The sequence below is a fragment of the Streptomyces musisoli genome, from assembly GCF_016741855.1.
In the GTDB taxonomy this organism is placed as follows: Bacteria; Actinomycetota; Actinomycetes; order Streptomycetales; family Streptomycetaceae; genus Streptomyces; species Streptomyces musisoli.
In genome coordinates this window covers 362,712-374,275 of the sequence record NZ_JAERRH010000008.1, presented here as the reverse complement: position 1 = coordinate 374,275, position 11,564 = coordinate 362,712, and the positions used below count along the sequence as shown (strand labels likewise).

The window sequence follows — 11,564 nt, the reverse complement described above, 5'->3', positions numbered from 1 at the left end:
TCGGGCCGGGTGGCGCGGTGGTGTTCGTGGTCTGGAGCGGTCGGGCCGGGTGGCGCGGTGGTGCTCGTGGTCTGGACCGGCGTGACCCCGGGCGTTGTCACCGCCACCCACGCCACTTTGACTTCATTCCCCTGTAGGCATCCTGAATCGTCGTCAGACGGACCCTGCGCCCTTGTCGGCCGGTGTCGGCCGGAGTTGTCCACAGGTGCGGGAAAACCGGGCGGCACTTGTCGGCGGCGGCCCCTACCTTCGAGGCATGAGCTACCGCGACGTCGTTTCCCGGCGGGTCCTGACCTGGGCCCTGGTGGCCGTCGGCGCCCGTATGCCGGTGGCCATGGCCCCGCTGGCCCTGGTCTTCCTGGTCCGTGAGCGCCCCGGCGGGTACTCCCTGGGCGCGGCCCTCGCCGCCGCCTACGTCATCGGGGAGATCGCCGGCGCTCCGGTGCTCGGCATGCGCCTGGACCCCGGGCGGGCCCGCCCGCACCTGGCCGCCGGTCTCGTCGCGGGCACCGCCGGCTTCACCGGCCTCGGCGCGTTCCCCGGCGCGCCCGCCCCGGTGCTCGCCGCGCTCGCCTTCCTCGCCGGAGCCGGTCCCGCCGCGGCCCCCGGCGGGCTGCGGGCGCTGCTCACCTCCCTGGTGCCGGGGCGCGCGGCGACCCAGGCGCTGTCCGTCGAGTCGATGCTCACGTTCGGCGTCTGGGCCGTCTCCCCGGCCGCCGTCACCGGCCTCGCCCTGGGCGTCGGCCCTCGCTTTCCGCTGCTGCTCGAAGCCACCCTGATGGCGTCGTCCGTCGTGGGGCTGTGGTCCCTGCCGGCCGGCTGGGCGGCGGACGACCGGGCCGGGCAGGACGGGCAGGATGCCTCGAAGCTCCGGGTGCTCGCCCGCGCCTGGCCGGTGTACGTCACGGGCGCCGCGAGCCTGTCGTTGCTGGCTCTCGCCGAACTCGTCCTGCCCGCCCTGCTCGAACAGCGTGGCATCGGCGTGGGCTGGGCGGGCCCGCTGCTCACGGCGATGTCGGTGGCCTCCGCCGTCGGGGCCTTCCTGTACGGCCTGCGGTCCTGGCCGGGCCGGCTGAGCACCCGCAGCCTGGTCCTGATGGCGGGGATGTCGGCCGCGGTGACGCTGGTCGCCCTGATACCCGCGGCGCCCGGCATGGCGGCGGCGCTGGCCTTGGCCGGGCTGCTCCAGTCGGGCGCGATGCTCACCCGCAACCTGTCCCTGCGCGAGGTGCTCCCGCCGCACGCCCTGGCCGCCGGCTACTCCGTCATGTACGCCGCCGTCGGCGCCGGGTACGCGGCGACGGGCTCCCTCGCCGGTGCCCTGCTGCCGCACGCCGCGCCGTCGACGGCGATCCTCGCGGGCGTGGCCCTGACCCTGCTGCTGACGTCGGTCGGCTGGTGGGGCGAGATACGCGCCGGCCGGTCAGCGCGGGACGCCGACGTCACCGCCGCGCTCGGCGCCGCCGCCGGCCCGGAAGGTGCGCCGGTACGCGGTGGGCGTGACCCCGAGCGCCGCCTGTAGGTGCTGGCGCATCGACTGGGCCGTGCCGAAGCCCGACTCCCGGGCCACCTGATCCATCGACAGTCCGGTGGACTCCAGCAGCTGCCGGGCGCGCTCCACGCGCTGCTGGGTGAGCCACTGGCCGGGACTGATGCCGGTCTCCTCGCGGAAGCGGCGGGTGAAGGTGCGCACCGACATGGCCTCCTGCTCGGCCATGTCCCGCAGCTGGATCGGCTCGTGCAGCCGGCCCAGTGCCCAGGCGCGGGCGGCGGTCGTCGTGGCCAGCTGGGGGTCGGGGACCGGGCGGTGGATGTACTGGGCCTGGCCGCCGTCGCGGTGGGGCGGTACGACCGTGCGGCGGGCCACGTCGTTGGCGGCGGCCGTACCGAAGTCGCGGCGCACCATATGCAGGCACAGGTCGATGCCGGCGGCGACACCGGCCGAGGTCAGCACGTCTCCGTCGTCGATGAACAGCACGTCCGCGTCCACCCTGACCTTCGGGAACATCCGCTGGAAGCGTTCGGCGTCGGCCCAGTGGGTGGTCGCCGGGCGGCCGTCCAGGCGGCCGGCGGCGGCGAGGACGTAGACGCCGGTGCAGATGGAGGCGAGCCGGGTGCCGGGGCGGATGAGGGCGAGGGCGGCGGCCAGCTCGTCGGTGAGCCGGCCCTCGTCGTAGAGCGGGCCGGCTTCGTACGACGCCGGCACGATCACCGTGTCCGCCGTGGCCAGCGCCTCGGGGCCGTGGGCGACGTGCACGGCGAAGTCGGCGTCCGTCTCGACCAGGCCCGGCGGCCGTACCGAGCAGGTCACCACCTCGTACAGCAACCGGCCCTGCGCGTCCTTCGGCCGGCCGAAGATGCGGTGCGGTATGCCCAGCTCGAAGGGCAGCAGACCGTCCAGGGCGAGGACGGCGACCCGGTGCGGCCGGAATTCCCCTGCGCTCGTCATGGCCCGATCCTAGCGAAGGCTGACTTCCGGGCCACTCGATGCACGGGCATGCGGAGTGGAGGCTGAGGGACGTGACCCAAGGAACCTCAGCCGCAGCCCCCGTCCAGGCCCCGCCCGGCCGGCGCCACCGTGTGCACCGCGCCTGGTTCGTCGCCGCCGTCACGTTCGTCACGATCACCGGCGCGGCGGCCTTCCGCTCCCTGCCCGGCCTGTTCATCGACCCGCTGCACCAGGAGTTCGGCTGGTCGCGCGGCACGATCGGCGCGGCCGTCTCCATCAACCTCGCGCTCTACGGCCTCACCGCGCCGTTCGCCGCCGCGCTGATGGACCGCTTCGGCATCCGCCGGGTGGTGGCCGCCGCGCTCACCGTGATCGCGCTCGGCTCCGGCCTGACCGTGTGGATGACGGCGGCCTGGCAGCTGCTGCTGTGCTGGGGCCTGCTGGTGGGGCTCGGCACCGGTTCCATGGCGCTGGCGTTCGCCGCGACGGTCACCAACCGCTGGTTCACCGAGCGGCGCGGCCTGGTCAGCGGCATCCTGACCGCGGCCTCCGCCTCCGGCCAGCTGATCTTCCTGCCGCTGCTGTCCTGGGTCGTCGACCGGCACGGGTGGCGTCCCGCCGCGGTCACGGTCGCCCTGACCGCGCTGGCCGTCGTCCCGCTCGTCTGGCTCCTGCTGCGCGACCACCCGGCCGACGTGGGCGCGAAGCCGTACGGGGCGCGGGAGTTCGTGCCCAAGCCGCCGCCCGTCACCGGCGCCGCCCGCCGCACGCTGGCCATCCTCTCCTCCTCCGTCCGCACGGGCACCTTCTGGCTGCTCGCCGGCACCTTCGCGATCTGCGGCGCCTCCACCAACGGCCTGGTGCAGACCCACTTCGTGCCCGCCGAGCACGACCACGGCATGCCCGTGACGACGGCGGCCTCGCTGCTCGCGGTGATCGGTGTCTTCGACGTCGTCGGCACGATCGCCTCCGGCTGGTTCACCGACCGCTTCGAACCGCGCCGCCTGCTCGCCGTCTACTACGCCCTGCGCGGCATGTCCCTGCTGTTCCTGCCGATGCTGCTGGGCCCCGCCGTCCACCCGCCGATGCTGTTCTTCATCGTCTTCTACGGCCTCGACTGGGTGGCCACCGTGCCGCCCACCCTGGCACTGTGCCGCGAGCAGTTCGGTGAGGACAGTGCCATCGTCTTCGGCTGGGTGCTCGCCTCCCACCAGGTCGGCGCGGCCGTCGTCGCCTACCTCGGCGGAGTCGCCCGGGACGTCTTCGGCTCCTACGACGTCGTCTGGTACGCCTCCGGCACGCTGTGCGCGGCGGCGGCGCTGATGTCCCTGGTCATCCGGCGCACCACCCCGGCCGTCCTCGCGCCCGCCGTGTCCTGAAGGGGGTCAGTCGCCGGCGAGCCGGGCGAAGCGGCCCCGGTGGAAGAGCAGCGGCTCCTGAGGTCCGTCCGCACCGAGGGCGTCCACCCGTCCGACGACGATGAGGTGGTCGCCTCCGGTGTGCACGGCGTGGACGGTGCAGTCGATCCAGGCGGCGGCGCCGGAGAGCCGCGGTGATCCGGAGACGGGCGCGGGGTCGTACGCCACCCCCGCGAACTTGTCCGCGCCGCTCACCGCGAAGGCCCGGCACAGCCCGGCCTGGCCGGCGCCGAGTACGTTGACGCAGAAGACGCCGGCGCGGGCGATGCGCGGCCAGGTCGTGGACGTGCGCCCCACCATGAAGCACACCAGGGGCGGTTCGAGGGAGAGGGAGGCGAAGGACTGGCAGGCGAACCCGGCGGGTCCCGGCTCCCCCTCGGCGCCGGGCGCCGTGATCACGGTGACGCCGCTGGCGAAGTTACCCAGCACCCGCCGGAACTCCGCCGGCCCCACCGGCGCCCGCTCGTCCTCCCGCACGCACCGCAATTCGGGCCGCGGCAGGGCCTCCACGGGCCCGTTCCCCAGATACCGCACGGCGAAGGCCGCCGCTCCTGCGTGTCCCATCACCCTTCCATTGAAACTGACGAAGCATCAGATAGGAAGGGCCGGGCAGGGCTCACCGCCCCCGGAATTCCGGTTCCCTGCGTTCCGCGAAGGCCGTCAGGCCCTCCCGGGCGTCCTCCGTCGTCATGTTGATCTCCTGGGCCCAGGACTCCGCGGCGAAGGCGGCCGCGCGGTCGCCGTCGAGGGACGCGTTCACCAGGTGCTTGGTCAGGGCGAGGGACCTCGTCGGACCGGAGGCCAGGCGGCCTGCCCACGTGTGGGACGTCTTCTCCAGCTCGGCGTCCGGGACGACCCGGTTGACCAGGCCCAGGCGTTCCGCCTCCGCCGCCGGCACCGCGTCGCCGAAGAACATCAGCTCCTTCGCCCGCCGGGGGCCGATGAGCCGGGGGAGGAGATAGGCGCCGCCGCCGTCCGGGACCAGGCCGCGGCGGACGAACACCTCGATGAATCGGGCCGATTCGGCGGCCAGGACCAGGTCGCAGGCGAAGGCCAGGTGCGCGCCCAGGCCGGCCGCCGTGCCGTTCACGGCGGCCAGGACCGGCTTCTCGCAGTCCAGGACGGCCGCGATCAGGCGCTGGGCGCCGAGGCGCAGGACGCGCGCCACGTCCCCCGCGATCCGCTCGCCGGTTCCCGGGCCCGCGCGCAGATCGGCCCCCGCGCAGAACCCGCGCCCGGACCCGGTCAGGACGACCGCCCGTACGGCGGGGTCGGCGGACGCCTGCGCCAGCAGCTCGACGACCCGGTCCCGCATGGCGGGGGTGAGGGCGTTGAGCGATTCCGGGCGGTTCAGGGTGACGTGCGCGACCTGGTCGCGGACCTCGTGGCGGACGTCCGTCATCGGCACACCACCAGGGCGTCCAGCGCCACCGCGCCCTGCCCCCGGGGCAGCACCATCAGCGGGTTTATGTCCAGCTCGGCGAGGTGCGAGCCCAGTTCGAGCGCCATGCGCTGGACCCGCAGGACCACCTCGACCAGCGCGTCCACATCGGCCGGCGGGCGGCCCCGGACCCCGTCCAGCAGGGCGCGGCCGCGGAGTTCGCCGAGCATGGCGCGGGCCTGGTCCTCGCCGAACGGCGGGACGCGGACCGCCGCGTCGCGCAGCACCTCCACCAGCACTCCGCCGAGCCCGACCGTCACCGTCGGCCCGAAGAGGTCGTCGTGGCCGGCGCCCACCACCATCTCCACGCCCTGCTCGACCATCTGGCAGACCAGGACGCCGTCCAGCCCGACGCCCTCGTAACGGGCGATGTCGGTCAGCTCACGGTACGCGTCCCGGACCTGGCTCGCCGAGGTCAGGCCGATCTTCACCAGGCCCAGTTCGGTCTTGTGGGCGATCTGCGCGCCGGACGCCTTCATCACCACGGGGTAGCCCACCTGCCCGGCCGCCCGCACGGCCGCCGCCGCGCTGGTCACCAGCTGCTCGCGCGGCACCCGGATGCCGTACGCCCGCAGCAGCTGCTTGGCCGCGTGCTCGCTGAGCTGCTTGCCGGGCTGCATCAGCGCCTCGGCCTTGCGGAAGGAGGGGGACGGGGTGCGCGGGGCCGCGTCGAAGGGGGAGCGGTAGCCGGCCACGAAGCGGTGGTGGTCCAGCCAGGCGCGGATCGCCGTCAGGCAGTTGCCGACGGTCCGGAAGGTGGCCACGCGGGAGGAGCCGAGCAGCACCTCCCGGTACGCCCGCTCGGTGCCGGCCGGCGAGCCCCACACCACGCACACCAGCTTGTCCGTCTCCTCGGCGGCCTCGACCAGGTCCTGGACGAGCCGGTCGCTGAGCGGCGGGAAGGGGCCGGTGACCGGGCAGAGGAGCACGCCCACGTCCGGGTCGGCGAGGATCGCGTCGATGATCTTCCGGCCGCGCCGGTCGCCGACCGGATGGCCGCCGTTGTCCACCGGGTTGGCCACGCTCAGGTACTCCGGTATCCACTGGTGCAGCTCGGCCTGCTTGGCCGGTGACAGCCTCGGCAGCCGGAGCCCGGCCGCGGTGGCCAGGTCGGCGACGTGCGCACCCGTGCCGCCCGAGATGGAGCAGACGGCCACCCCCTCGGCCAGGGGCGGCCTGGCCCGCGCCAGCAGGGCGGCCGTGTCCTGGAGTTCGTCCAGGGCGTCGACGCGGATCACGCCGTACTGCCGCATGGCCGCGTCCGCCACGTCGTCGGCGCCGGTGAGCTTGCCGGTGTGCGAGGCAGCCGTGCGGGCGCCGGTCTCGGTGCGGCCCACCTTCACGGCGACCACCGGCACCTTGCGGCGGGCGGCGCGGTCGGCGGCCAGCAGGAAGGCGCGGCCGTCCTTGAGCCCCTCGATGTAGCAGGCGATGGCACCGACCTCGGGCTGTTCCGCGAACCAGGAGAGGAAGTCGGCGGTCTCCAGGTCGGCCTCGTTGCCGGTGGGTGCCCAGTGCGAGAGCCGGATGCCCAGCTCCTGGAGGGCGAAGACGGGCCGTCCCTGGTGCCCGGACTGGGTGATCAGCGCGATGGCCGGCCCGGACAGGTCCTCCCGGAACCGTTCGAAGGCGTTGAGGTTGGTGTTCGGGCCGAGCAGCCGCAGCCCCGAGCGCCGGACCGCCTCGGCCAGCCGCTCCTGGGCCTCGGCGCCCGCCTCCCCGGTCTCGGCGAACCCGGAGGCGAAGGCGACCGCGAACTTCACCTTCGAGTCGGCGAGTTCCTCGACCACGGGGAGCGGGTCGGCCACCAGCAGCACCGCCAGGTCGACCTGTTCGGGCAGCTCGGCGACGGAGGCCGCGCAGGGCAGGCCGAAGACGGACGGCCGGGTCGGGTGCACCGGGTGCACCCGCGCCCCGACCCGCCCGGCCCAGTCGAGCAGCTGCCTCGTGATCCCGGTGTTGGGCCGCCCCTCGGCGTCGGAGGCGCCGATCACGGCGACGGACGCCGGCCGGAAGAACCTGGTCAGGTCCGGGACGTCCGCGTGGAGCGGGCGCCCGCCGACATCGAGGTCCGCCACCCGGTCGTGCACGGCGGGGCCGGGCCGCTGCTCGCCGCAGGCGATGACCAGGGCCCGGCGGGAATCGGTGGTGAGGGTGCCGTGGGTCGATCCAAGCATCGTTCCGCCCGCCTCCTGTGAGACAGCCACTGGTAACTGACGCTATGTCAGGTTACTGAACTGACGGACCGTCAGGAACTGGTCGGAACGGCAAAGTTACCGCCGGGTGGGGAAGCGGGGGTGAAGCCGGTGGCGGAAGCGGGGTGAAGCCGGTGGTCTCCAGGGGTGAAGGCGGTGGTCTTCCGGGGGTGCGGCCGGTGGAAGCGGGTTGGACGGCCGGCGGTCCCCCGGGCGAAGCCGGTGGTCTCCGGGGGGTTAAGCGTGGTGCTCTCCCAGGGTGGTACCCGTTCTCCCGGGCGAAGCCGGTGGTCTCTCGGGGGTGAGGCTTGGTGCTCTCCCAGGGGTGGTACCCGCTCTCCCGGGCGAAGCCGGTGGTCTCCCGGGGGTGAGGCTTGGTGCTCTCCCAGGGGTGATACCCGCCGGCTACCGGGTGCGAAAACCCTTCGCCACGGCCCGTGCGATCTTCCCCGCGTCGATCGCCAGCTCCCGGAACATCCCGCTGATGGGATTGGTGAACCCGGTGAAGTACAGGCCGGGCGCCTACGCGTGCGTACGGCCGCCGTGCGCCACCGGTCTGCCGCGCTCGTCCAGCACCCCGAGATGGCCGACGAGCCCCTCCAGCGCGCGGACGTACCCGGTCGCCGCGATCACCGCGTCGGGGGAGACCCGGCTGCCGTCGGCGAGGACCGCCTTGCCGTCCTCGAACGCCTCCACGGCGGCCACGATCTCCACCTTGCCCTCGCGTACCGCGTCGATCAGGCCGACGTCCTGGACCGGGATCGCGCCCTGCCGCACCCTGCTGTACAGGCCGGTGTCCGGACGGGGCAGCCCGTGCGCGGACAGGTCCGGCGTGCTGAGCCGCCCCACCGGCCCGGCGAGCCGGTCCACGAGCCGCACCGGCAGCCGCCGGACCAGCACCCCCGTGTACTGGGCGGCCCAGCCCAGGGTCGAGCGGCGCAGGATGTGCGGCGCCGTGCGCACCGCCAGCCGCACCCGTGCGGCCCCGCCCTCCACCAGGTCCACGGCGATCTCCGCGCCCGTGTTGCCGATCCCGACGACGAGCACGTCACGGCCCCGGTACGGCTCGGCGTTGCGGTAGCCGCCGGCGTGCAGCAGCTCACCGCCGTACTCCGCGCGGCCTGGCCAGTCCGGCAGGCGCGGGGTGTGGTTGAAGCCGGTGGCGACGACCACCGCGCTGCCGGTCAGCTCCCGGCCGCCGGAGGCGTGCAGCAGCCACCCGGTCCCGTCCTCGGTCCGCTCGACGCGGTGGACCTCCACGCCGGTGACGATCTCCAGCCCGTGGTGCTCGGTGTACTTCTCCAGGTAGCGCACCACGTCGTCCCGTGCGACCCAGCGGCCGAACTTCCTGGGCATGCCGAGGCCCGGAAGGGCGGACAGCCGCCGGGTGGTGTGCAGCCGGAGCCGGTCGTAGTGGCCGCGCCAGGAGGCGCCCACCCCGTCGGACTTCTCCAGGACCACGGCCCGCACGCCCCGCGCCCGCAGCGCGTGCGCGACGGCGAGGCCGCCGGGGCCGGCGCCGATCACATAGACCGGGCGGTCGGCGGGGGTCGCCGAGAGGTGTACGGGAGAAGGACGGGAGACGGCCATGAGCGGGAGCGTAATCACACACCCGGTTGATGGGTCTCGGTCAAGACCGGAATTGGTTGCGGATTGATCACGTGTGTACGGGAAGAGTGCCCCGGCCGTGAAAGAGCCGGCCTTCCGGACACGGAACCGCGCCGCCGGACACAGGGCTGGACGCAGGGGCGCGCTGCCGGACGCAGGGCCGCGCCGCCGGACGCAGGGTCGCACCGCCGGACGCAGGGCGGGCCACCGCTTCCCGGTGCGGACGATCCGCGGTGGGTTCACGGGCGACCCGCAGCACCCCACGAGCCCCCCGCAGGGAACCCTGCCGCGCCTCTCGGCAGGACGGCGTATCTGACGTACCGTCAGTTCATGGACGCGATATGGCTGGACGGCGCTCAGTGGCTGGCGGTGCTGCGCATCGGCCTCGGTCTGTGGTGGCTGGAGAGCTGGCGGCACAAGGACAAGAAGGCCTGGTTCGAGCGCGGGAGCGGCATCGCCTGGGCGGCGGACGTGGCGGCGGAACACCGGTGGGCGGCGGTGCGGTCGGGATTCGACGCGGTGGTGAAACCCCGCCCGAAACTGATGGCGTACGTCGTGGCCTACGCCGAGCTGTCCCTGGGCCTCGGCCTGCTCCTCGGCTTCCTGACCCCCGTCGCGCTGGTGGCCGGCCTCCTGCTCAACGCGGTCTACTTCGTCCTCATGATCCACGACTGGGCGGAGCAGGGCCAGAACTCGATGATGGCGCTGATCTCCCTCGTCGGCTTCTTCGGCATGGCCTGGCAGACGTGGTCGCTGGACGCGTGGCTGGGGTGGTTCTGATGGACGCGGCACGCCACGACGTCCCGGAACCCGACGCCTTCACCCGCCCCTACTGGGAGGCGGCGGCCCGGGGATGCCTGCTGATCCGCCGCTGCGGAGCCTGCGGCCGGGCCCACCACTACCCCCGGGAGTTCTGCCCGCACTGCTGGAGCGACGAGGTGACCTGGGAGGAGGCCGCGGGCCGGGCCACGCTCTACACGTGGTCCACGGTCCACCACAACGACCTCCCCCCGTTCACCGGCCGCACCCCCTACCTGGCCGCGGTGGTCGACCTGGCCGAGGGCCCGAGGATGATGACGGAACTCGTGGACTGCCCGGAGGGCGCCGTACGGCCCGGAATGCCGCTGGAGGTGGCGTTCCGGGACGGGATCCCGGTGTTCCGGGCGGCGCCGGACGGCCTCACTTCCACGGGTCGGTGAACGACCGGCCGGGCACCGGCTTGGCGACGAGCGCTATCGGGACGAAGAAGCCGACCTGGCCGATGGCGAACATCAAGGTGGCGAGCGCCTTCCCCGCGTAGTGCGCGGCCGCCTGCGCGTACAGCTCGTCGGAGACCCGCTCGCCGGCCGCGGACGGCTGGAACACGGCCTCCGTCAGTGCCAGCGCCGCCCGCTCGGCGGCCGTGAAGTACGGCGAGTCCTGCCAGGACGCCACCGAGGTGATCCGCTCCTGCGACTCCCCGGCCTTGCGCAGGAAAGCCGTGTGCAGAACGGTCAGATAGGTGCTGCCGACGATCTGGCCGGCCCGCAGCTGGACCAGGCCGATCGTGGCGCGCGGCACCGAACCGTTGCCGGTGGCCCTGAACAGCGCCGCCGACACCTGCGCCAGCTCGGGGACCAGCTCCGCCGGGTCCTCGGTCATCCGCGGGGCCATCGGGATCTCCGCCGTGATCGAACGCGTTTCCATCGCCGTCTCCTCGGGCTCTCGGGTTGCCTTCACCGCCCTGACGGATCGCGGCGCCCGAACGTGACCGATGCCCTCACGGCCACAACAGCCCCCTGCTCCAGCCGAACCCCGTGCTCCGGTACTCCAGCCGCACGTGCCGCCGCTCCGGGTCCCCCTGGAAGAACTCCACGGTGTCCGGGCGCAGCCGGTACAGGGTCCAGGTCGGCGACGGCGCCTCCGGGTGCCGCCGGGCCTGCTCCCAGGCCGCCTGCGACGCCTCGCGCAGCTCCGCCACCGAGGACAGCTCCTCGCTCTGCCGCCCGGTGAGCGCGGCGGCCAGCGCGCCCGTGGACCGCGCGTGCAGGTCGGCCTGGCTCTCCTCGGCCGGCGCCGACGTGACGGGTCCCCGCACCCGCACCTGGCGGCCCAGCGCCGGCCAGTAGAAGGCGAGGGCCGCGTACGGCCGGGCGCTCAGCGCGCGGCCCTTGCGGCTCGTGGCATGCGTGGCGAACGACCAGCCGTCGGCGTCGGCGCCGTGCAGCATCACGATCCGTACGTCCGGCCTGCCCTCCTCGTCCGCGGTCGCCAGCGACATGGTGTGCGGCTCCGGCTGTCCCGCCGCCACCGCCTCCGCGAACCAGCTCGTGAACAGGGCCAGCGGGGTGGGAGGGGCGGTTTCCGGGTCGAACGGCCGCAGTCGCGTGACCGTGGGTTCCCAGACCCGCAGCGACCGGAGCAGTTCGTGGAGATCCTTTTGTGCCATGGGGTGAGTATCACCGTAGGCACGG

General features: G+C 73.9%; 10 protein-coding genes and 1 pseudogene. 4 read left to right on the top strand and 7 right to left on the bottom strand.

The genetic code is table 11. The annotated features are described in order from the left end of the window. Positions 1-256: 256 nt before the first annotated feature. On the top strand, positions 257-1,522 hold the full coding sequence (locus JK361_RS23190) for an MFS transporter (protein WP_201821312.1): 1,266 nt from the start codon (positions 257-259) through the stop codon (positions 1,520-1,522). Here the strand turns inward: JK361_RS23190 and JK361_RS23185 are convergent. After that, positions 1,424-2,449 (bottom strand): GlxA family transcriptional regulator, encoded by a 1,026-nt coding sequence (locus tag JK361_RS23185; RefSeq protein WP_201821310.1) that lies wholly within the window; start codon positions 2,447-2,449, stop codon positions 1,424-1,426. The two genes, JK361_RS23190 and JK361_RS23185, sit on opposite strands and share 99 nt — an antisense overlap. Positions 2,450-2,520: 71 nt before the next feature. Here JK361_RS23185 and JK361_RS23180 point away from each other — a divergent pair, with 71 nt between their 5' ends. After that, positions 2,521-3,828 (top strand): MFS transporter, encoded by a 1,308-nt coding sequence (locus JK361_RS23180; protein WP_201821308.1) that lies wholly within the window; start codon positions 2,521-2,523, stop codon positions 3,826-3,828. A gap of 6 nt (positions 3,829-3,834) precedes the next feature. Here JK361_RS23180 and JK361_RS23175 read toward each other — a convergent pair whose 3' ends face one another. The 4 genes and pseudogenes from JK361_RS23175 to JK361_RS23160 form a co-directional block, all read right to left on the bottom strand. After that, positions 3,835-4,431, bottom strand: coding sequence for a flavin reductase family protein (locus JK361_RS23175; protein ID WP_201821307.1), 597 nt, complete (start codon positions 4,429-4,431; stop codon positions 3,835-3,837). A gap of 52 nt (positions 4,432-4,483) precedes the next feature. Next, complete coding sequence (locus JK361_RS23170) at positions 4,484-5,269, bottom strand: enoyl-CoA hydratase/isomerase family protein (RefSeq protein ID WP_201821306.1); 786 nt, start codon at positions 5,267-5,269, stop codon at positions 4,484-4,486. Further along, positions 5,266-7,485, bottom strand: coding sequence for an acetate--CoA ligase family protein (locus JK361_RS23165; protein WP_201821305.1), 2,220 nt, complete (start codon positions 7,483-7,485; stop codon positions 5,266-5,268). The genes JK361_RS23170 and JK361_RS23165 overlap by 4 nt, the downstream gene beginning before the upstream one ends. Positions 7,486-7,908: 423 nt before the next feature. Next, positions 7,909-9,093 (bottom strand): annotated as a pseudogene (locus JK361_RS23160) (flavin-containing monooxygenase). Positions 9,094-9,441: 348 nt separating this feature from the next. Here JK361_RS23160 and JK361_RS23155 point away from each other — a divergent pair. Continuing rightward, a complete protein-coding gene (locus JK361_RS23155) occupies positions 9,442-9,891 on the top strand; it encodes a DoxX family membrane protein (protein ID WP_201821304.1) in 450 nt (149 codons plus the stop codon). Continuing rightward, entirely contained in the window at positions 9,891-10,310 is a 420-nt protein-coding gene (locus JK361_RS23150) for a Zn-ribbon domain-containing OB-fold protein (RefSeq protein ID WP_201821303.1), read from the top strand. Before JK361_RS23155 ends, JK361_RS23150 begins: the two co-directional genes overlap by 1 nt. Here JK361_RS23150 and JK361_RS23145 read toward each other — a convergent pair. Continuing rightward, a complete protein-coding gene (locus JK361_RS23145) occupies positions 10,291-10,797 on the bottom strand; it encodes a carboxymuconolactone decarboxylase family protein (RefSeq protein ID WP_201821301.1) in 507 nt (168 codons plus the stop codon). The genes JK361_RS23150 and JK361_RS23145 overlap by 20 nt on opposite strands. Positions 10,798-10,870: 73 nt before the next feature. Beyond that, positions 10,871-11,539, bottom strand: coding sequence for a pyridoxine/pyridoxamine 5'-phosphate oxidase (locus tag JK361_RS23140; protein WP_201821299.1), 669 nt, complete (start codon positions 11,537-11,539; stop codon positions 10,871-10,873). Positions 11,540-11,564: the final 25 nt, after the last annotated feature.

Excerpts from the sequence above, each read along its gene's own strand:
- JK361_RS23190 (WP_201821312.1), top strand. The coding sequence starts at position 257 with ATGAGCTACCGCGACGTCGTTTCCCGGCGGGTCCTGACCTGGGCCCTG.
- JK361_RS23185 (WP_201821310.1), bottom strand. The coding sequence starts at position 2,449 with ATGACGAGCGCAGGGGAATTCCGGCCGCACCGGGTCGCCGTCCTCGCC.
- JK361_RS23175 (WP_201821307.1), bottom strand. The coding sequence starts at position 4,431 with ATGGGACACGCAGGAGCGGCGGCCTTCGCCGTGCGGTATCTGGGGAAC.
- JK361_RS23170 (WP_201821306.1), bottom strand. The coding sequence starts at position 5,269 with ATGACGGACGTCCGCCACGAGGTCCGCGACCAGGTCGCGCACGTCACC.
- JK361_RS23165 (WP_201821305.1), bottom strand. The coding sequence starts at position 7,485 with ATGCTTGGATCGACCCACGGCACCCTCACCACCGATTCCCGCCGGGCC.
- JK361_RS23155 (WP_201821304.1), top strand. The coding sequence starts at position 9,442 with ATGGACGCGATATGGCTGGACGGCGCTCAGTGGCTGGCGGTGCTGCGC.
- JK361_RS23150 (WP_201821303.1), top strand. The coding sequence starts at position 9,891 with ATGGACGCGGCACGCCACGACGTCCCGGAACCCGACGCCTTCACCCGC.
- JK361_RS23145 (WP_201821301.1), bottom strand. The coding sequence starts at position 10,797 with ATGGAAACGCGTTCGATCACGGCGGAGATCCCGATGGCCCCGCGGATG.
- JK361_RS23140 (WP_201821299.1), bottom strand. The coding sequence starts at position 11,539 with ATGGCACAAAAGGATCTCCACGAACTGCTCCGGTCGCTGCGGGTCTGG.